Origin of the sequence: Pseudomonas sp. AE27 (assembly GCF_037113495.1) — a bacterium.
Taxonomy (GTDB): Bacteria; Pseudomonadota; Gammaproteobacteria; order Pseudomonadales; family Pseudomonadaceae; genus Aquipseudomonas; species Aquipseudomonas palmensis.
Map to the genome: position 1 here is coordinate 4,476,597 of NZ_CP146966.1, position 18,813 is coordinate 4,495,409.

Below are 18,813 nucleotides of genomic sequence, written 5' to 3' on the forward strand. Positions count from 1 at the left end.
CGAAGTTGTAACCACCGACAATTCGATACGCAGTGTAGCTTTGGCCTCCGTCAAAGCTGGCAGGCGAACCACGGTTGGGCAGGTACCACCGGCGATGGCAGCGGTATGGGAATACGCTGATCTACTACCGCGTAGAAAAGAGCTTGCTCAACCGTATCACCGGCGCAGGCCATTTCTGGCACGTCGGCGCACCTCACCTGTGGGCCGCCGTCTCCCTCGTGCACGGCTACTGGGTAATCGTCCTGAACCGGAGCCCAAATTGAAGCAGATTTCTCTTTGTGCCTTGATATTGCAGGGCGATTGTCGAGTGTGATGTAATGCATCACACTTTATCGATGATAAAGAGCTTTCAACACAAAGGCCTCAAGGCGTTTTACGAAACCGGCTCGACTCGAGGGATCCGGGCCGACCATGCCAAGCGGCTTGCGCGCCTGCTTCCATTTCTGGATCGCGCAACCTGTGCGGGCGACATCGACATGCCCGGTTGGAGGCTCCACCCGCTCAAAGGCGACTTGACCTTGTATTGGTCAGTGACCATCAGCGGAAACTGGAGGGTAATTTTCCGATTCGACGGCACAGACGTTGAACTGGTTGATTACCTCGACTACCACTGAGGAGTTCCCCAAATGGCCATGTTCAACCCCCCGCACCCAGGCGAAACCTTGCGCGAAGATGTGTTGCCCGCCCTGGATATCAAGGTGGCCGAGTTTGCACGCCGGCTCGGTTACGCCAGAGAAACACTGTCTCGAATCCTTCACGGCCATGCACCTGTCAGCCCGGACCTCGCCGTTCGGCTTGAACGAGCCGGCATCGGCAAGGCTCGAACCTGGCTAGCCATTCAGGCTGACTGGGATCTGTGGCAGGCCGAGCATCGAGAGCAACCTGTGATCGAGCGCTTTGCGTCTATCGCGTGATACTGAAAAAGCCCACGCCGATGGTTTTTCAGTTACCCACAAGCATGGCGCTCGAGCGCACGCTCAAGGTCAGCCAACTCAACACCTGCCCCCTTACCGCACCTCGCGACACGCCCCGCGCAATCAACCCTCACCCGTAACCCTTCCCCTGTCAGATGCCCTGGATACTTGCCCAACATCAGCTCGACCTACGTATCGCTCATGGGGTGGCAGCTGTACGCGAGTTGGCGGGCCTCTTCGCCGGCAAGGCCGGCTCCTACAAAGGACCACGCCGTCGGTAGGAGCCAGCCTTGCTGGCGAATGGAACCCCACGCTAGTGGGCGCTCTGCCCTTCAAGCAACGCCAGAATCCGCGGCCAACCGGCAATGCCTGCCAACGCCAGCGAAGTCTGGCCGTTGCCGTTTGGCAGCAACGGGTCAGCGCCATGACGCAACAGCGCATCCACCACCGTGTAATTGCCCGCCAGAACCTCGCGGTGCAGCATCAGCCATCCCTCGTCATCCGGGTCTCGGGCCACCTGCGGCTGTGCGCTCACGCCCTCCTCGATCTTGTCGCGCATGTTCAAGGCCATCGGGTGCTCGGTGCATTCCAGCACCGCCAGCGTCTGCTGGTCTTGAGCACGGTTCAACGTACGGGAGAGCAGCCAAGGCTGCTGACCTTCTGCAGCCGGGACGACTTCGACCAAACCCGGCTCACCGAAATCCATACCCCAGACCTGCCTTGCCCCCAAGCCCCCGTTACGCTAAAAACCTGCACCCTTGGATACCACGCAAAAGGACAGGCCCAATGTTTGAAAACATCACTGTTACCGGCAGCCCGCTGGTGCTGTCCACAGACGCCGAAGTGGACCAGGCACAAGCTGTGTTGGGTACCCGCTTCCCCACAGGCTACCGCGAGTACGTCACGCAGTTCGGCGAAGGCATTCTTGGCGGCGTGTACGTGCGCATCTACCCGCCCCATCAACTGCTGCACGGCGAAAACAGCCAGGCCCAGTGGGTTGAGCGCATCAACCAGTACTGGTTCTGGGACGACGACAAGGAGCTGATGCCCAAGGAAAAGGCCTTGCAGTGCATCATCATTGGCGACACCTACGACGGCGACGAACTCATCATTCACCCCAGCGACCCGGAGCGCATCTATGTGCTGCCACGTCACAGTGAAGCCGCCCTCGTCGCGGGTAACGGGCTGGTGGAAGCGATCGAATGGCTGTGCAGTTCGAATGTGCTGACAGAAGCGTTCACCGAGCGCGACTTCGAACCGTTCGACAGCCGTGTACAGCCCTGACATGAAACGAATACCCAGGCGCACCCACGCCGGGTATTCGCCCGAACAATGAAATCCCGGTCGTCATCCAGAAAGACCCAACATCCGGCCATGGCCTGACCGGGCCCTGCACTTCGAATCGCGGGTAGCCGATGGTTTTTCAGTTACCCACAAGCATGGCGCTCGAGCGCACGCTCAAGGTCAGCCAATTCAACGCCCGCCCCCTCACCGCACCTCGCGACACGTCCCGCGCAATCAAACCACACCCTTATCCCTTGCCCTGTAAGTTGCCCTGGATACTTGCGCAACATCAGCTCGACCTGCGTATCACTCAACCATGCCGCGCGGTCCAGGGACCAGCGCTGGTCCTGGAACTCGAACAGGCAGGCACCCGACACGGCATCGACAATCCGCGGCGGATACACCCAGTGCGAGTTGCCGGCTTCCCACGGCGCAGCCTCGATGCGATAGCGGCCGTCGGGTGAGGTGGATTGGGTTTCAAATGGGGTCATCGGCATTGCGCTCCGTGCATGATCGGAAAGTCTGTCACAACAGGGGCTGAACAGGTCGGCCCCTGTCGCTTCCTCTACGCAGTGGCCTTGCGATTGCCCATGCCGTCGAGTACCGCATCCACCAGCACCTTGGCTAATTCCGTCGAATGCAACGAGACCCACAGCAGAACTTTGCTGGTGGAGTCCTCGGGGTGCAAACAGGCTTTCTGGAGGGTGTCGAAGATGCCTCTGAGCAACAGCGAGGCATGCATCAGGGCGTCTTCTTCGGGTATGTCTGCGCGTACCAGGAAGAATGGCGAGTGTTCGATACGAGGATCAATGCTGGGCTCACCCAGCAGAGCAGCCGGCGGATCAGGAACGATTTTTTTCATGGCGATCACTTTTTGTAGAGTGAAGCTGCCACTGCTCGCGACCAAGCAAGTTGGGTGGCAGCTGTACGCGAGTTGGTCGACCGGGACAAAAAGATCAAAACCCGGCAGGCACGAGGCCTCCCGCGTACAACCGCCATAGGCGGCGCCGAAGCGTGATTTTTTGTCAACGGGCGACCAAACCCGATCGCTGATGCTCAGCGACCGCAGGAGCCTAACGGCCTGCCTGAACCCCAGCAAGGCGCACCGCCCACGCAAAATCTGTCCGCATATTACAGTCCTTCAGACGTGTCTGGCCAAGCGTGTGTAAACGCAGCCCTGCGCCGCAGTGGGCGGCCTCTTCGCCGGCAAGGCCGGCTCCTGCAGGGTGGTGGGTTCGCCCACCACCCACAAACGTACAAGCCAGCCGAAGGCTGGCCGTTTAACGTCACCTGCACACCACCTACCCACACTCGCAGGGGACACAATGGAAATCTTTCTCTACGCCTTCAGCGTGATGTACAGCCCCGGCCCGGTGAACGTGATGGGTCTGAACGCCGGCCTTACAGGCCAGTTCCGCCGTACCGCAGGCTTCTTCGTCGGCGTGGGCGGCGCAATGTTCGTGCTGTTCATCCTGTTCGGCTACACCGGCGAAGCCATCATCTCCAAGGCCGCGCTGCCCTACCTCGCCCTGGCCGGCGGGCTCTACACCAGCTACCTGGCCTTCAAGGTCTACACCGCCAGGGTCCAGCTCACCCAATCGTCCGATGCCCCCGCCAAGGCGCTGACCTTCTGGAACGGCTTTCTGATCCAGGCCCTCAACCCCAAGGGCATGATGGTGGTGCTGCCGATCACCAGCGTGATGTTCCCCGCCGCGCACCTCAGCGGCGCCAGCATCGCCGCCGTGTCGGCGCTGATCGCCCTGGGCGCTGCCGGCGCGCCGGGCCTCTACGCCTTGCTGGGCGCCGTGCTGGGCAAGCGCATCAGCAAAGAGGTGTACTTCAACCTGTTCAACCGCCTGATGGGCATCGCCCTGGCCGTGTGCGCCGCCTTCATGTTCCACGATTTCTACATTCACATTCAGGCAAACGCCGGCACGCTGTAACCTGTGTTGTCGCCGGCCTGACTCTATCGCTCGAAAGGTGAGCAGAATGCTCGATCTACCGTCACCGCAAGACTGGGTGAAACACGCCCCGCCGTCCCCCAGGGTCGAACGCCTGGAGGCCTTCTTCAGCGCCCACGGCTTCGACCCGCACCGCCACGATACCTATGCCATCGGCCGTACCCTGGCCGGGGTGCAGAGCTTCAGCTACCGCGGCGCCAGCCGGCACAGCCTGCCGGGGGAGATCCTGGTGCTGCACCCGGACGAGGTGCACGACGGGCATGCGGGCTCAGCGTCGGGGTTTCGCTATCGCATGCTCTACCTCACCCCGGCGCTGGTGCAGGAGGTGCTCGGAGGCCAGCCGTTGCCGTTTCTCAAGGGCGGCATCTCCCGCGACCCGCGCCTGGCGGCCGCCACCCACGCGATGCTCGCGAGCATGGACGACAGGCTAGACCCGCTCGAAGAGGACGACGCGCTGCTGGGCCTGGTAAGCGCGCTGCAGGCCGTGTGCGGGCGCCCGGCATCAAGGCAGGCCCACGACTACGCCGCCGCCCGTCGTGCCCGCGAGTACATGGATGACAGCCTGGAGCAGCCCATCACCCTGGATGACCTGGCCGCCTGCGCCAACCGCGACCGCTGGAGCCTGTCCAAGGACTTTCGCGCCTACTTCGGCACCAGCCCCCACCGCTACCTGACCCTGCGCCGTCTCGACCGCTTCAAGGCCTCGGTGTTCGCCGGTAGGTGCCTGGCGGACGCAGCCGTAGAGGCCGGTTTCTTCGACCAGAGCCATATGTCCAGGCACTTCAAGAACGCCTACGGCATCACGCCCTCGCGCTGGTGCAAACCCCTGCTCGGGCGCCTTGATTGAGTTTGCGCACTGTCGGGTGGTGGGGTCGCCGACCTTGATATCCCCACCCCCATCCGTTATAGATAAAAAGGAAACCATAACGAAAAGAGGCCATTCCAGCCCCCCATGAACGAGATCACACGCATCTTTCGCCCTTCAGGCCCCCATTTTGCGCCCTGCGCTGATGGCTACGGGCCGAACACAGTCACCCCTTCCCCGCTCTCGACCCTGTTCCACGCACTGTCGATTCCGCCAGGCAACATCCTGCTGGCCCAGATGCGCAAGCGTCCCGTCCCTCCACCTGCACCGTAGCGCCTGAATTCCACCACCCTCGGCTTTTGCCGCTCGGGGTTGGGGAGCCTTTGCATTTTTTTCAGCGTTCAACTGTTCAGGAATCTCTATGACTCTTCGTGTAGCCATCATCGGTGCCGGCCCGTCCGGCCTTGCGCAACTGCGTGCCTTCCAATCCGCCCATGCCCAGGGCGCCCCCATGCCCGAAATCGTCTGCTTCGAAAAGCAGGCCGACTGGGGCGGCATGTGGAACTACACCTGGCGCACCGGCCTCGACCAGCACGGCGAACCGGTGCACGGCAGCATGTACCGCTACCTGTGGTCCAACGGCCCCAAGGAATGCCTTGAATTCGCCGACTACAGCTTCGACGAACACTTCGGCCGGCCGATCTCCTCGTACCCACCGCGCGAAGTGCTGTGGGACTACATTCAGGGCCGCGTGAAAAAGGCCGGGGTGCGCGACTACATCCGCTTCAACACCGCGGTCAAGAACGTCAGCTTCGATGACACCACCCGCGAGTTCACCGTCAGCGCCTACGACTACAGCGCCGGGCAGGGCATCGAGCAGGTGTTCGATTACGTGGTGGTCGCCAGCGGGCACTTCTCTACGCCGCACGTACCGGAATTCGAAGGGTTCGAGCGCTTCGCCGGGCGCATCCTGCACGCCCACGACTTTCGCGAGGCGATGGAGTTCAAGGGCCAGGACCTGCTCATCGTCGGCAGCAGCTACTCGGCCGAAGACATCGGCTCGCAGTGCTACAAGTACGGCGCGCGCTCGATCACCACGGCCTACCGCACCCAGCCGATGGGCTACAAATGGCCCAAGGGCTGGGAGGAGCGCCCGCAGCTGGTACGTGTCGAGGGTAACCTGGCGTTCTTCGCCGACGGCTCGAACAAGCGCGTGGATGCGATCATCCTGTGCACCGGCTACCAGCATCACTTCCCGTTCCTGCCCGACGAACTGACCCTCAAGACCAACAACCGCCTGTGGCCAACCGGCCTGTACCAGGGCGTGGTGTGGGAGCAGAACCCGCAGCTGATCTACCTGGGCATGCAGGACCTGTGGTACAGCTTCAACCTGTTCGACGCCCAGGCCTGGTTCGCCCGCGACTACATGCTGGGGCGCATCAAGTTGCCGGCCAAGGCCGACATGCAGGCCGACAGTGCCAGCTGGCGCGCCGATGAAGAGGCCCTGGACACAACCGCCTCGATGTACGAATTCCAGGGCCGCTACATCAAGCACCTGATCGCGCAGACCGACTACCCCAGCTTCGATATCGATGCCGTGAACCGCATCTTCCTCAAGTGGAAGAGCGACAAGAAGAGCGACATCATGGGCTATCGCGACAAGTCGTACCGTTCGGTGATCACCGGCACGGCAGCGGTGCCGCACCATACGCGGTGGCTGAAGGCGATGGACGATTCGCTGGAGGAGTACCTGCGCGAAACGGACGGCAAGAAGGGCGAAGTGAAGGCACTGCGCGGGTAGCCCCGCCCACGCCCGAAACCGGTGCCCCCACAAGACCGGCCCTTGCCGGCGCGGCCTCTACTGCGGGCACTGGTAACCGGTTTGCCCCCGCTGCAGGCCGATGACCTCGCGATGCACCTGGCTGGGCCCGTAGTCGGCATTCCAGCCACGGCGTTCGGCCACCGGCTGCGGCGCATAGCCGTCCTTGCAGGCCAGCAGGTTGAGCATCACGTTCGCCTCGCCCATCAGCGGCTCCAGCTTGAGGGTGCGCCTGGGTGCCAGTTGTACCCTCCCCTGCGCGTCGCTGCGGGCCACCACCACCCCTGCATCAATAATGCTCACCCCGGCCAGTGGCTGCCGGGTGTGCCGATCGACGACCGTGGTGTCGAGCCCGTCGTGCACGATCACCGAGCGCGGCATGCAGCCTTGCAGCAGCAACAGCGCGGGCAAAGCGGTGTACCTCCACCAGCGGAATCGGACTGTCATGGCAAGCTCCTGCAAGGCCTGAAACACGGCAGTCTACTTGCGCGACCGGATTTGTGCAGAAGCGTCGACATCGACACGCAGGTGCCTTTCCGTCGCCCGTGGCGCTCACGTATCATCCGCCCCCTGCCCCGGCCCACATGGACGTCCGATGACCCCCGCCGCCCGCCTGTTCACCCTGCTGGCTTCCAGCACCCTGCTCGCCCTTGCCCTGCACACTCCGGCCGCCGTCGCCGCCGGCTTCGATTGCAGCAAGGCACGCACCCTCATTGAAAAGTCGGTGTGCGACACGCCAACGCTGTCGGCCAAGGACGACCAGCTCAACGCGCTGTACAAGCCACTGATGACCCGGCGCATCTATCGCGAACTGGAAACCCGTTGGGTAAACGAGGTGCGCGACCGCTGCCAGACCGCCACCTGCCTTGAGCGCGCCTACGACCTGCAGATCCGCAACCTGACCGCGCTGCCGCCACCGCCCGTGCCCGGCCTGCGCGACGCGGTGCCGCTGCCCCAGGGCAGCGCCTACCGTACCCTGCAGGACGAGCCGTGGCCGCGCTTTGCGCTGGCGGCTATCCCGGACATGTACCCCGATTCGCTGGCCCAGCTGATCGATGTGGGCATCAAGGACGGCGTGCTGTACGCACTGCTCTACGTGGCAAATTCGTCCGACGGCCCCGGCTACAACCAGGACAACTGGTCGGTGCAGCCGTCTTCGGGCGTGCTGCTCGAATACGCCGACAACCGCCCCGGCCTGAATGTGATCGACCGCGACGTGCGCTTTGCCGGCTGGCGCATCAGCGAGCTGATGGACCAGGGTGAACGCTATGCCGGCATCCAGGACGGCGCGTTCTACTACCGCCAGCGCACCGAGGGCGAGCTGCAGCAGGCCATGGTCTACACCCTGGGCAGCCGCCAGCCGCCGCAGGCCACCACCACGGTGTTCCACGCCCAGTCGCGCACGCTGCGCTTTGCCAAGGCAAGGGTGCTGGGCAACATGAACGACGAGAACAGCGACCTGCGCCTGAACTACGAACACGCCCTGCCGCGCCCCGCCAGCGAAACCGTGCTCGACCCCGAGAGCGGCGGCTGGAGCCTGTCCAACCTGGCCTGGAGCGAGCGCCGCCAGGTGCTGTACTTCGAGAACAGCGGCGCCATGGCCTGCATCTGGCGGGTCGACCTGAGCGGCAAGGTGCTGTCCAAGATCGTGCCCGAACACACGGCCGGGCAACCGCTGGCGGTGGAGCTCGACGGCCGTGAGGCGATCGTGTACGTCGAGCACGACCAGTTGATGTTCGCCCTGTCGCCCGACCTGTAAGGACACCCCCATGCACACCGTGACCCGCCTGCTCACCCTGCCCGCCTTGCTGGCCCTGGCCCTGCACGCGCCGGTGGCCTCGGCCGCCGGTTTCGATTGCAGCAGGGCCAACACGATTCTGGAAACCGCGATTTGCAACACGCCCTCGCTGTCGGCCAAGGACGACCAGCTGAATGCGCTGTACACCCCGCTCAAGGCGCAGAAGATATTCCGCGAGCTGGAAACCGACTGGCTGAAGAACGTGCGCAACCAGTGCAAGACCCCCGAGTGCCTGGAGAGCGCCTACGACCGCCAGATCCGCCGGCTGACCGCCGTGCCGGCACCGGCGCCGGTTGCCTCCGACAGCCTCGCACCGCTGCCCAAGGGCGAGGTGTACGCAAAGGTCGAGGACGCGCCGTGGCAGCGCTTTGCCCTGGCCCCGTTCATCGGCATGAGCGAGGACTCGGTGGCGCAACTGATCGATGTGACCGTCAAGGACGGCGTGCTGCACGCGTTCGTGTACGTCTCCGGCGACCCTGACGGGCCCACCTACGTGCAGGACAAACACCTGACGCTGGCCACCTCCGGTACCCTGCTCGAATACGCCGACGATCACCCCGGCTGGCATGTGATCGCGCGCAACGTGCGCTTTGCCGGCTGGTCCCACAGCGGCTTCAACGACCAGCGCGAGCGCTATGCCGGGGTGCAGGACGGCGCGTTCTACTACCGCCAGCGCAGCAACGGCGAGCTGGAGCAGTCGATGGTGTATGCCGTGGGCAGCCAGCAGCCGCCGCAACCGACCACCCAGGGCTATCACGCCGGCTCCAACACCGTGCGCTTTGCCAAGGCGCGTGTGCTCGAAGACCTCAACGTGGCCAACGACCAGTTGCGCCTGGCCTACGAAAGCGACGGCAACTCGCGCGGCTACGAGAGCGTGATGGCGCCCGACTCCAGTGGCTGGAGCCTGGTCAACCCGACCTGGAGCGAACACCGCCCGGTGCTGTACTTCGACAACAGTGGCGGCATGGCCTGCGTCTGGCGTGTCGACCTGGTGAACAAGGTGCTGTCCAAGGTCGTGCCCGAGCACGAGGCGGTGTCGGCCCGCCCGGTGGACATCAATGGCCGCGAAGCGCTGGTGTATGTGCAGGAGAACCAGCTGATGTTCGCCATCGCCCCGGATCAGTAACCCTGTGGCAACGCTCGGGCCCGCCAGCGCCCGAGCAGCCGGCCCACGCTCACCAGCCAGTTGAGCAGCGCCACGCACAGCACGCTGAGCAGCAGTGCATGCGGGCCGCCCTGCACGATCAGGGTGCCGGCCAGCAGCGGGAAGCCGAACACGCCGATGAAGTACCCCAGGCTGAACAGCAGCAGTGCCTGCGGCGTGTAGCCGGTGGGCGCTTCGTTGGCCGCCAGGCCGTTGATCACCGAATAGTTGAGCCCGTAGCCCACCCCCAGCAACGCCGCCGCCAGCAGGTAGCTGAGGGCGTCCTGCACCCACCAGCCCAGTGCAATGACGGCCAGCACCATCAGCCCGGTCAGCAGGCACGAGGTGCGGTAGGCGTCATGCCGCACCACCCAGCCGGCGATCAGCAGCCGGCAGCCGATGGCGGCGAGCATGAAGCCGACGAAGAACAGCGAATAGTCCAGCCCGCGACTGGCCGCGTAGGTGGTCTGAAAGCTGCCCAGCCCGCCGAACACCGCGCCGCCCAGGCCCACCATCAGGATCGGCCAGCGCGCCGACGAGCGCAGCACCTGGATGCCGGCGTGGCGACTGATGCGGGCGCTGGCCGCCTGTGCCGGGTGCTGGCGGGCCAGCCAGGCGAAGACCAGCATCCCCACAGCGGCGGCCAGGGCGGCGGTGTAGAACGCGGTTTCCAGTGGCAGGTGCAGCAGCGAGGCGAGCTTGCCGGCCAGCGGGCCGGAGCCGATGCCACTCATCATGCTGCCTGACAGCAGCGCGAAGCAGTGGGTGCGCCGGGCCGGCTCGACCAGCGCGGCAACCAGGATCGGGCCCAGGGTGTAGAACGCGCCCCAGCCCAGGCCCAGCAGCAGGCCGCACAGCCACAGGCTGAAGTCGACACCGGGTACCAGGGCAAAGCCCAGGCAGGCGCCGATCAGGCACAGCGCCGACTGCGCGATGGCGCGGGCGGTGCCGAGCCAGTCGGCGAGATGGCCGCTGCCGAGCACGGCGATCACGGTGCTGAGCATGGCGATGGCGATGATGCTGCCGGCGTCCTGTTCGTTGCCACCTCGGGAAGTGACCAGCAGCGAGAGCAGAAAGGTCGAGCCGTAGGACAGCGACAGCAGGTAGCTGGCCAGGCACAGCAGGCCGAAATGCGGGGTGGTTGTTTTTGTCATGGTGGGTCCGCCGATGGGTATGGCTGTTTTAGCATGGGGATTGGCGGTGGCAGTTGTGCATATACCGGAGTTGGGATCTGCAGCGGCTGGACAAACGCCTTCGCCGGCAACGCCGGCTCCTACAGGGTCAGCGCGGCCCTGTAGGAGCCGGCGTTGCCGGCGAAGAGGCCCGCCAGCCCACCCGCCCGATCAACATGAACACAGCCTGAAACCCCAGAATCAGCACCACGCACCCGGTCCAGCCCCACTGCTGCCACAGCACCGCCGGCAACAGCGCGCCGGCACTCCCGCCCAGGTAGTAGCAGGTCAGGTAGCGCCCGATTGCCCCGGCCTTGTTCGCGCCGGCCGTGGTCGCAATGAAGGTGTTGGCCGCCGCCTGCGCCAGGAACACCCCCGTCGAGCTCAACGCCAGCCCCAGCACGATCACCCACAGCGTGGGCACAAGCGTCAGGCCGATGCCCACCGCGCCGACAACGCCCGCCACCATCAGCAGGTGCAACGGCGGGCGAGCCCTGGCCAGGCGGCCGGCAATCGGCGTGACCACCAGCGCCAGCAGAAACACCGCATAGATCGACCCCAGCGCCGCCGCCCCCAGCCCGAACGGTGCCCGGCTCAGGTGCAGCCCCGCATAGGTGAACGACGCCACCTGTGAAAACAGCACGCAGAACCCCACCGCACACGCCGACCACAATGGCCAGCCAAACCGTGGTGGCGCACTGGCCCTGCGCCTGCTCGCCGGCATCGGTTCGAGCACCAGCAGCCAGCGAATCCCCAGCCCCATCAGCAGCACCACCAGCGCCAGCACTTCGAACGCTTCGCGCCAGCCCCTGTACTCGGTCACCCACGCCACCACGAAGCGCCCGGCAAAACCGCCCAGGATGGTGCCGGTCACGTACAGGCTGGTGACCTCGGTCACGCTCGCGCCCTGCCATCGCTCACCAATCAGCGCCACGCTGCAGGCGAAGATCACTGGTATCAGCAAGCCCTGCACCGCCCGCCACAGCAGCAGCTCGGCAAAGCTGCCCACCGTGGCCATCAGCAGCACCGGGGTGGCCAGCAGCAACGCCGCCATCACGATCAGCGTCACCGGCGACCAGCGCCGCGCCAGCCAGCCGACCCAGGGCGCAGTCAGCGCCACCATCAGGGTGGTGATGGTCAGGCTCCAGCTCACCTGGCCAATGTCCACGGCAAACTGCCGGGCCAGTTGCGCGAGGATGCCCTGGGTGGCGTACAAGGGGAGGAACGCCGCGCAGCCGCACAACAACATCGCGACCCGCGCAGCCGAAGAAGGCGCCTGCATGGCAAAACTCGTTAAAGTGTGTGGCGCCCTTTATACGGCGCCCCACTCGCCCCGGGCCAATACCGATTTCGGACCGATCGATACCTCAAGGTGCACCATGCTCGACCTCCGCAAACTGCGCTATTTCCTGGCCGTGGCCCAGGCCCTGCATTTCGGCCGCGCCGCCCAGGCCCTGCACCTGGCCCAGCCCGCTCTGACCCGGCAGATCTCGGCGCTGGAAGCCCAGCTGGGGTTCAGCCTGTTCGAGCGCAGCAGCCGTAACGTCAGCCTCACCGTGCAGGGCCAGGCCTTCGTGCCCTATGCACGCAACGTGATCGAGCAACTGGCGCTGGCGGAAACCATGGCCGCCAGGCTCGCCAGCGGCATGGCCGGCCACCTGAGCCTGGGCTATGCCAGCTCCGTAGCCCTGAGCGACCGCTTCACCCAGGCCATCCAGCGCTTCGCCCAGGCCTTCCCCGAGGTGCAGTTGAACCTGATCGAACAGGCGTCGATGAACCAGTGGGCGCAGCTGCGCGACGGCACCCTGGACATCGGCCTGAGCCGCCTGCCGCCCCCCGCCGAGCACAACCTGCACACCGACACCCTGGAGCACGAACCCCTGCTGCTGGCGCTGCCGGTCAGCGACCCGCTCAGTGAACAGGCACAGGTCAGCCTGGCGCAGTTGCAGCAGCGCCCGGTGATCCTCTACCCCGAGCAGCACGGCACCGGCCTCAACCTGGCCATCGAGACCCTGTTCGCCAACGCCGGCCTGCCGTTGCACCGCGGCCCCAGCGGCCAGCAGACCACCACCATCATCGCCCTGGTCGCCGCCGGCCAGGGCGTTGCGGTGGTGCCGGCCTGCACCAGCGCGCTGGAACGCAAGGGCGTGTGCTACCGCCCGCTGAGCGATGCCGATGCACACATCGCGCTGCATGCCATCAGCCGCCGGCACGGCCGTTCGCGGGCGGCCGAGGCGTTCCTGGCGATCATCAACCAGCCGGGCCCATGAGCCCCGGCGCCTGGCAAGCACGGCGCGGATAAAACTGTTTTACCGAAACCACGGGTTTTCCGCCGCGGTGCTTTGCCTATCCTAGGCGCGACAAACATCATCAGCGGAAGATTCATGCGCCTCTCGTTTCCCAGCCGTTATGCCTGCCTGGCGGCGTGCCTCACGTTCAGCCTGGCCAGCCTGCCGTTTCTTGCCACTCACGCCTGGCTCTGGCCATTGACCCTGATCGGCACGCTGCTCTCGCTGGTGGGCCTGAACGACCTGCGCCAGCGCCAGCACGCAGTGCGGCGCAACTACCCGATCCTGGGCAACCTGCGCTACCTGATCGAGACCATCCGACCCGAGATCCGCCAGTACCTGCTCGAAGGCGACGACGACAAGCTGCCCTTCTCCCGCGCGCAGCGCTCGCTGGTGTACGCACGGGCCAAGAACGAAAGCGCCGAGAAAGCCTTCGGCACGCTCAATGACGTGTACCGCCCGGGCTTCGAGTTCATCAGCCATTCGATGCTGCCGGTCAACACCCCCGACCCGGCCTCGTTTCGCATCGCCATCGGCGGCCCGCAATGCCGCCAGCCGTACTCGGCGTCGATCTTCAACATTTCGGCCATGAGCTTCGGCGCCCTCAGCGCCAACGCCATCGGTGCGCTGAACAAGGGCGCCAGCCTCGGCCGTTTTGCCCACGACACCGGCGAGGGCAGCATCAGCCCCTACCACCGCGAACATGGCGGCGACCTGATCTGGGAAATCGGCAGCGGCTATTTCGGCTGCCGCGACGCCCACGGCCGCTTCAACCCGCAGCGCTTCGCCGAACAGGCCCGCGACCCGCAGGTGAAGATGATCGAGATCAAGCTCAGCCAGGGCGCCAAGCCCGGCCACGGCGGCATCCTGCCGGGGCACAAGGTGAGCGCCGAGATCGCCGCCACGCGCGGTGTGGCGCCCGGCGAAGACTGCATCTCGCCCGCCGCCCACAGCGCCTTCAGCACGCCGGTGGGGTTGCTCGAGTTCGTGGCGCAGTTGCGCGAGCTGTCCGGCGGCAAACCGGTGGGCTTCAAGTTCTGCCTGGGCCACCCCTGGGAGTTCATGGGCATCGCCAAGGCCATGCTGGCCACCCAGATCGTGCCCGACTTCATCGTGGTCGACGGCAAGGAAGGGGGCACCGGCGCTGCGCCACGCGAATTCAGCGACAACATCGGCGTGCCCATGCGCGAGGGCCTGATGTTCGTGCACAACACCCTGGTGGGCCTGAACCTGCGCCACAAGGTGCGCATCGGCGCCGCCGGCAAGATCGTCAGCGCGTTCGACATCGCCGGCGTGCTGGCCCTGGGCGCCGACTGGGTGAACTCGGCGCGCGGCTTCATGTTCGCCATCGGCTGCATCCAGTCGCAAAGCTGCCACACCAACCAGTGCCCCACCGGCGTGGCCACCCAGGACCCGTTGCGCCAGCGTGCACTGGTGGTGCCCGACAAGGCCGAACGGGTGTTCAGCTTTCATCGCAATACCCTGCATGCGCTGGCCGAGATGCTCGCGGCCGCCGGCCTCGAGCACCCCAGCGAACTCAAGCCCAAGCACCTGGTGCGCCGCGTCAGCGCCAGCGAGATCCGGCTGTTTTCGCAGTTGCACGTGTTCCTCAAGCCCGGCGAATTGCTCAGCGGCTCGATCGACAGCGAATTCTATGCACGGATGTGGCGGATGGCCCGCAGCGACAGCTTCGCGCCGCAATTGCAGGATGCGCCCGTGGCGCCGGCGAATGCGGTACGCCGAAAACAAACAACCCCGGCCTAGGCCGGGGTTGTTTGAAGGTCGAATCGATCAGAGGATGCTGATCGGGTACTCGACGAATACGCGGACTTCGTTGCCGTCTGCGGTGTAGTCGATAGCGTTGAGGTTGTTGGTGCCACGCAGGAACGAGCTACGCAGTTTGACGGACAGGTCCTTGGCCGGACCTTCCTGAACCACGTACTTGAACTGGTTGAAGATTTCGCGCTCTTTGCCTTCGCCGAAGCCGTGGGTGTTGATGTTGTCACCCGCTACGTATGCAAAGTTGTAGGTCAGACCCGGTACGCCGAAGGCGCTGAAGTCCAGGCCGTAGCCGATCTGCCACGAACGCTCGTCTTCGGCGTTGAAGTCGGACCAGTAGGAGTTGGCCAGGAAGATGGTCGAACCACCGTCACCCACGCCGCGGCGGTTCTGGTACCAGCCGTACTGGTAGCCGGTGTCGCCGGTGTTGCGCTGGTGCGCCAGGGTGATCGAGTGCGGGCCGAAGGCGTAGGTGGCCGCCAGGCTCCAGATGGTGTTGCGGTCACCGGTCAGGCCTGCACGGTTGACGTACTTCTTGTCGATATCCGACTTGTAGCCGTTGAAATCCAGGGTCAGCGACTGGTCGTCGGAGATGGCGTGGACGTAGTTCAGGCCCAGGTAGTGCTTCTTCAGTACGTCTTCGACGTCGGAGGTGTACAGCGCACCGGTGAAATTCTCGGTGAACTGGTACTTGCCGCCGAACACGTTGATCGACTTCAGACCACCGCTATCGCGACCTTCGGCGCTCTTGCGCGCTTCCTGGGTGTAGCGACCGGCGTTCAGTTCCAGGCCCTTGATCTCCTTGGAGGTGATCGATGTGCCAGTGAAGCTCTCTGGCAGCAGGCGGCCGTCGTCATAGTTCAGCACTGGCAGGGTCGGCATCTGGTCGCCGTATGCCAGTACGGTATTGGAGACGCGGAACTTGATCGCAGCACCGGCACGCGCCAGGTTGTGCGGGGAGTTGCTCGGTTCGGTATCGCTTGGCTTGAAGAAGTCGATACCGGCGCCGCCGTTACGACCCTTGCCGCCGTCCAGGCGGATGGCGTACAGGCCGAAGGCGTCGACGCCCACGCCCACGGTGCCCTGGGTGAAGCCCGACGAGAACTTGCCGATGAAGGCCTGGCCCCACTCGGACTGGTCACTGCTGCCATGCTTCTTGTCACGATTGATGAACGCGTTGCGCAGCAGAACGCTGGCCTTGCTGTCTTCCTGGAAACCGTTCGACGCGGCCTGGTCGTTGGCCATTGCCTGAGTCGCCGCCATAAGCCCCAGCGCGATCAGACTGATCCGTGTTTTCAACATGTTATTTTCCTTATTTCGGAGTGTTTTACGCTCTGCGACCAACGCCAGGAACCACGCCCCCTGCGTGGGTTGACGCTCACGGGTCTGCAAACAAAAAGCCCGCCTGCAACAAGGGTGCAGCGGGCCTTTTCTTGGGACTCTTGGCCGATGGGCCTACAGGCGTTGGGTCCGATCCTAGCCGTGCGTACAAGGCCATGTCAAAAATTCGTGAAAACGACAAGTCATATGGCCATTACGCCGTCTTCAGCGGCGCAGACAAGGCAACCCGCAATCGGTTGCGCCCGGGTGGAAATACCTGGATACGACCGCACCACAAAGGTGCGTAAATAGCGCTAACATTTGGGAATGCAAAGCATTACCATTCGCATCCTTTTCATCACCAAGTAACTTTGCCGATGCGTGCCACGCCTGTCCCTTGCCGTCTTTCCCCTGTGTCTCTGGGGCTTTGCGCCCTGTTCAGCTCCAGCCTGGCGTGTGCTGCCAGCACCACGTTGCCCGAGCTGTCGGTAACCGCCGACAGCGACCGGGATGACCCTCGGGTCAAGGAAGTGACCACCGCCACCCGCACCTCCACCCCGGCACGCTACGTGCCCCAGGCCATCGATTCGATCAAGACCGCCAGCGTGCACGACTACGGCACCCATGACCTGGGCAAGGCCCTGAGCGGCATCCCCAACGTCAGCAACAGCGCCGACACCCGCTTCGACAGCCTGCGCATCCGAGGCTTCGACGCCAGCAACGACTTCTACCTGGACGGCATCCGCGACGACAGCCAGTACGTGCGCGACCTGTACAACATCGAACGGATCGAGGTGCTCAAGGGGCCGGCGGCGGTGCTGTACGGCCGCGGCAGCCAGGGCGGTATCATCAACCGCGTGAGCAAGGCGCCCGAAGCCGGCCGACACTCCAGCATCGAGGCCCAGGGCGGCAGCGACGACCTGCGCAGCCTGTATGCCGACCTCAGTGCCGACCCCAGCGACACCCTCAGCCTGCGCCTGAACATGGGCAACCGCGACAACAACAGCTTCCGCCACGGCATCGACGGCAGCCGCCAGCTGTTCGCGCCCTCGATGAGCTGGCAGCTCAGCCCGGACCTGAACTGGCTGGTGCAGTACGAATACAGCCGCTACAACCGCACGCCCGACCGCGGTATCCCCGGCGATCCGCGCACCGGTCGCCCGGTGGATGTCAGCCGCAGCACCACCTATGGCGACCCGCAGCGCGACTACATCGACGACACCGCGCAGTCGCTGCGCTCGCGCCTGAACTACCAGCTCAACGATGCCTGGCAACTGCGCCATACCCTGGGCCTGTTCCAGCTCGACAGCGACTTCGACAACACCTACCTCACCGGCTACAACGCCAGCACCGGCCTGGTCGGGCGCCAGCGCTGGCAGCAGGACCTGAACACGCGCAACCTGTTCAACACCGTGGAAATCGAAGGCAACGTGTCGACCTTCGGCCTGGAGCACACCCTGCTCACGGGGCTCGAACTGGGCGAGCAGCGCCGTCACTCGCTGCTGCGCAGCGGCAAGGGCGTGCCGGGCGTCGACCTGTTCAACCCGGACCGCGGCCAGCAACACAACGGCGTGCTGGCGGTGTCCAGCAACAACCATACAGACGTGCACAGCCGTGGCCTGTATGTGCAGGACCAGGTCCGCCTGAACGATCAGTGGCAACTGCTCGTGGGCCTGCGCCATGACCGGTTCGAGGTGGACACCACCAGCAAGGTCAGCGGCCTGAGCGAAAAGCAGCAGAGCAACAGCACCAGCCCGCGCCTGGGCGTGGTGTGGACGCCGCTCAGGGACCACGCTTTCTATGCCTCGTGGAGCAAGACCTTTTCGCCGGTGGGCGGTGGCCTGATCGGCATCACCCCGGGGGCGGCGGGCAACGCCAACGAAACCGGGCCTGAACATACACGGCAGAAGGAGATCGGGGTCAAGAGCGAGTGGCTGGACGAGCGCCTGAGCACCACCCTGGCGGTGTACGAGCTGGAGCTGTACGACCGCCGCAGCCGCGACCCGGACAACGCCGACCGCTACATCCTCACCGGCCTGCAGCGCTCGCGCGGGGTCGAACTGACCGTCACCGGCAAGCTGGGAGGTAACTGGTATGTGCGCGGGGGCATCGGCCTGCAGGACGCCACCATCGTCGAGGACACCGAAGGCAATGCCGGAAACCGCATCAACGACGTGGCGCGGCGCAACGCCAGCCTGTTCGTCACCTGGAAACCGGAAATGGGCTGGTACGCCGAAACGGGTGTGACACTGGTGGGGCAGCGTTATGCCGATACCAAGAACACCATCGTGCTGCCGGGGTCTGGCAGTTGGGACGCGCTGGTCGGCTGGCGCACGCAGGATTGGGATGTGCGCGCGGCGCTGAGCAACATTGCCGACAAGACCTACTACAGTTCGGCGACCAGTGCCGGGCAGATCCAGTTCGGTGATCCGCGCAGCCTGGTGGTGACGGGTACCTACAACTTCTAAGTGCTTCGCCGGCAAGGCCGGCTCCTACAGGGTGCAAGTGGCCTGTAGGAGCCGGCCTTGC

General features: G+C 64.8%; 18 protein-coding genes. 11 read left to right on the forward strand and 7 right to left on the reverse strand.

The annotated features are described in order from the left end of the window. Positions 1-335: 335 nt before the first annotated feature. Positions 336-614 carry a type II toxin-antitoxin system RelE/ParE family toxin gene (locus V9K84_RS20485; RefSeq protein ID WP_043859809.1) on the forward strand — a complete coding sequence of 93 codons (279 nt, stop codon included), beginning with the start codon at positions 336-338 and terminating at the stop codon, positions 612-614. A 12-nt stretch (positions 615-626) separates the two neighbouring features. Continuing rightward, the gene (locus tag V9K84_RS20490) at positions 627-914 is read left to right on the forward strand and encodes a HigA family addiction module antitoxin (RefSeq protein ID WP_043859808.1); all 288 of its coding nucleotides are present in this window, start codon (positions 627-629) and stop codon (positions 912-914) included. Between the two features lie 313 nt (positions 915-1,227). On the opposite strand, the gene V9K84_RS20495 is transcribed toward V9K84_RS20490, so the two are convergent. Then, positions 1,228-1,620 (reverse strand): ankyrin repeat domain-containing protein, encoded by a 393-nt coding sequence (locus V9K84_RS20495; protein ID WP_088514135.1) that lies wholly within the window; start codon positions 1,618-1,620, stop codon positions 1,228-1,230. An 80-nt stretch (positions 1,621-1,700) separates the two neighbouring features. On the opposite strand from V9K84_RS20495, the gene V9K84_RS20500 reads away from it, so the two are divergent. Further along, a complete protein-coding gene (locus tag V9K84_RS20500; RefSeq protein WP_043859806.1) occupies positions 1,701-2,198 on the forward strand; it encodes an SMI1/KNR4 family protein in 498 nt (165 codons plus the stop codon). A gap of 143 nt (positions 2,199-2,341) precedes the next feature. On the opposite strand, the gene V9K84_RS20505 is transcribed toward V9K84_RS20500, so the two are convergent. Both V9K84_RS20505 and V9K84_RS20510 read right to left on the reverse strand, forming a co-directional pair. Beyond that, positions 2,342-2,689: a hypothetical protein gene (locus tag V9K84_RS20505; protein ID WP_088514141.1), complete on the reverse strand. Its 348-nt coding sequence runs from the start codon at positions 2,687-2,689 to the stop codon at positions 2,342-2,344. A gap of 74 nt (positions 2,690-2,763) precedes the next feature. Further along, on the reverse strand, positions 2,764-3,060 hold the full coding sequence (locus V9K84_RS20510) for a DUF3077 domain-containing protein (protein ID WP_143516618.1): 297 nt from the start codon (positions 3,058-3,060) through the stop codon (positions 2,764-2,766). Positions 3,061-3,523: 463 nt separating this feature from the next. On the opposite strand from V9K84_RS20510, the gene V9K84_RS20515 reads away from it, so the two are divergent. From V9K84_RS20515 to V9K84_RS20525, 3 genes are all read left to right on the forward strand, one after another. Beyond that, positions 3,524-4,141 carry a LysE family transporter gene (locus V9K84_RS20515; protein WP_043859804.1) on the forward strand — a complete coding sequence of 206 codons (618 nt, stop codon included), beginning with the start codon at positions 3,524-3,526 and terminating at the stop codon, positions 4,139-4,141. A 46-nt stretch (positions 4,142-4,187) separates the two neighbouring features. Beyond that, positions 4,188-5,006: an AraC family transcriptional regulator gene (locus V9K84_RS20520; RefSeq protein ID WP_258660809.1), complete on the forward strand. Its 819-nt coding sequence runs from the start codon at positions 4,188-4,190 to the stop codon at positions 5,004-5,006. Positions 5,007-5,385: 379 nt separating this feature from the next. Continuing rightward, positions 5,386-6,765 (forward strand): NAD(P)/FAD-dependent oxidoreductase, encoded by a 1,380-nt coding sequence (locus V9K84_RS20525; protein ID WP_088514132.1) that lies wholly within the window; start codon positions 5,386-5,388, stop codon positions 6,763-6,765. 57 nt (positions 6,766-6,822) lie between these two features. On the opposite strand, the gene V9K84_RS20530 is transcribed toward V9K84_RS20525, so the two are convergent. Continuing rightward, complete coding sequence (locus tag V9K84_RS20530) at positions 6,823-7,230, reverse strand: hypothetical protein (RefSeq protein ID WP_143516617.1); 408 nt, start codon at positions 7,228-7,230, stop codon at positions 6,823-6,825. Between the two features lie 148 nt (positions 7,231-7,378). Between V9K84_RS20530 and V9K84_RS20535 the strand changes: the two genes are divergently transcribed. Together V9K84_RS20535 and V9K84_RS20540 are read left to right on the forward strand one after the other, a co-directional pair. Continuing rightward, positions 7,379-8,542, forward strand: coding sequence for a hypothetical protein (locus tag V9K84_RS20535; protein WP_088514130.1), 1,164 nt, complete (start codon positions 7,379-7,381; stop codon positions 8,540-8,542). 10 nt (positions 8,543-8,552) lie between these two features. Next, entirely contained in the window at positions 8,553-9,707 is a 1,155-nt protein-coding gene (locus V9K84_RS20540; RefSeq protein ID WP_088514129.1) for a hypothetical protein, read from the forward strand. On the opposite strand, the gene V9K84_RS20545 is transcribed toward V9K84_RS20540, so the two are convergent. Together V9K84_RS20545 and V9K84_RS20550 are read right to left on the reverse strand one after the other, a co-directional pair. Then, positions 9,701-10,879, reverse strand: coding sequence for an MFS transporter (locus V9K84_RS20545; protein ID WP_043861666.1), 1,179 nt, complete (start codon positions 10,877-10,879; stop codon positions 9,701-9,703). The two genes, V9K84_RS20540 and V9K84_RS20545, sit on opposite strands and share 7 nt — an antisense overlap. A 127-nt stretch (positions 10,880-11,006) precedes the next feature. Continuing rightward, entirely contained in the window at positions 11,007-12,179 is a 1,173-nt protein-coding gene (locus V9K84_RS20550) for an MFS transporter (RefSeq protein ID WP_088514128.1), read from the reverse strand. A gap of 97 nt (positions 12,180-12,276) precedes the next feature. On the opposite strand from V9K84_RS20550, the gene V9K84_RS20555 reads away from it, so the two are divergent. Further along, positions 12,277-13,167, forward strand: a complete 891-nt coding sequence (locus tag V9K84_RS20555; protein ID WP_088514127.1) for a LysR family transcriptional regulator — start codon at positions 12,277-12,279, stop codon at positions 13,165-13,167. Positions 13,168-13,281: 114 nt separating this feature from the next. Further along, entirely contained in the window at positions 13,282-14,949 is a 1,668-nt protein-coding gene (locus V9K84_RS20560) for an FMN-binding glutamate synthase family protein (RefSeq protein WP_043861663.1), read from the forward strand. A 27-nt stretch (positions 14,950-14,976) separates the two neighbouring features. Here the strand turns inward: V9K84_RS20560 and V9K84_RS20565 are convergent, their stop codons facing one another. After that, positions 14,977-16,266: an OprD family porin gene (locus V9K84_RS20565; protein WP_043861662.1), complete on the reverse strand. Its 1,290-nt coding sequence runs from the start codon at positions 16,264-16,266 to the stop codon at positions 14,977-14,979. A gap of 395 nt (positions 16,267-16,661) precedes the next feature. Between V9K84_RS20565 and V9K84_RS20570 the strand changes: the two genes are divergently transcribed. Next, on the forward strand, positions 16,662-18,752 hold the full coding sequence (locus tag V9K84_RS20570; protein ID WP_088514126.1) for a TonB-dependent siderophore receptor: 2,091 nt from the start codon (positions 16,662-16,664) through the stop codon (positions 18,750-18,752). The last annotated feature ends 61 nt before the right edge of the window (positions 18,753-18,813 follow it).

What these genes read in the sequence shown, in the direction of transcription:
- V9K84_RS20485 (WP_043859809.1), top strand. Translation starts at nt 336, where the DNA reads ATGATAAAGAGCTTTCAACACAAAGGCCTCAAGGCGTTTTACGAAACC.
- V9K84_RS20490 (WP_043859808.1), top strand. Translation starts at nt 627, where the DNA reads ATGGCCATGTTCAACCCCCCGCACCCAGGCGAAACCTTGCGCGAAGAT.
- V9K84_RS20495 (WP_088514135.1), bottom strand. Translation starts at nt 1,620, where the DNA reads ATGGATTTCGGTGAGCCGGGTTTGGTCGAAGTCGTCCCGGCTGCAGAA.
- V9K84_RS20500 (WP_043859806.1), top strand. Translation starts at nt 1,701, where the DNA reads ATGTTTGAAAACATCACTGTTACCGGCAGCCCGCTGGTGCTGTCCACA.
- V9K84_RS20505 (WP_088514141.1), bottom strand. Translation starts at nt 2,689, where the DNA reads ATGACCCCATTTGAAACCCAATCCACCTCACCCGACGGCCGCTATCGC.
- V9K84_RS20510 (WP_143516618.1), bottom strand. Translation starts at nt 3,060, where the DNA reads ATGAAAAAAATCGTTCCTGATCCGCCGGCTGCTCTGCTGGGTGAGCCC.
- V9K84_RS20515 (WP_043859804.1), top strand. Translation starts at nt 3,524, where the DNA reads ATGGAAATCTTTCTCTACGCCTTCAGCGTGATGTACAGCCCCGGCCCG.
- V9K84_RS20520 (WP_258660809.1), top strand. Translation starts at nt 4,188, where the DNA reads ATGCTCGATCTACCGTCACCGCAAGACTGGGTGAAACACGCCCCGCCG.
- V9K84_RS20525 (WP_088514132.1), top strand. Translation starts at nt 5,386, where the DNA reads ATGACTCTTCGTGTAGCCATCATCGGTGCCGGCCCGTCCGGCCTTGCG.
- V9K84_RS20530 (WP_143516617.1), bottom strand. Translation starts at nt 7,230, where the DNA reads ATGACAGTCCGATTCCGCTGGTGGAGGTACACCGCTTTGCCCGCGCTG.
- V9K84_RS20535 (WP_088514130.1), top strand. Translation starts at nt 7,379, where the DNA reads ATGACCCCCGCCGCCCGCCTGTTCACCCTGCTGGCTTCCAGCACCCTG.
- V9K84_RS20540 (WP_088514129.1), top strand. Translation starts at nt 8,553, where the DNA reads ATGCACACCGTGACCCGCCTGCTCACCCTGCCCGCCTTGCTGGCCCTG.
- V9K84_RS20545 (WP_043861666.1), bottom strand. Translation starts at nt 10,879, where the DNA reads ATGACAAAAACAACCACCCCGCATTTCGGCCTGCTGTGCCTGGCCAGC.
- V9K84_RS20550 (WP_088514128.1), bottom strand. Translation starts at nt 12,179, where the DNA reads ATGCAGGCGCCTTCTTCGGCTGCGCGGGTCGCGATGTTGTTGTGCGGC.
- V9K84_RS20555 (WP_088514127.1), top strand. Translation starts at nt 12,277, where the DNA reads ATGCTCGACCTCCGCAAACTGCGCTATTTCCTGGCCGTGGCCCAGGCC.
- V9K84_RS20560 (WP_043861663.1), top strand. Translation starts at nt 13,282, where the DNA reads ATGCGCCTCTCGTTTCCCAGCCGTTATGCCTGCCTGGCGGCGTGCCTC.
- V9K84_RS20565 (WP_043861662.1), bottom strand. Translation starts at nt 16,266, where the DNA reads ATGTTGAAAACACGGATCAGTCTGATCGCGCTGGGGCTTATGGCGGCG.
- V9K84_RS20570 (WP_088514126.1), top strand. Translation starts at nt 16,662, where the DNA reads ATGCGTGCCACGCCTGTCCCTTGCCGTCTTTCCCCTGTGTCTCTGGGG.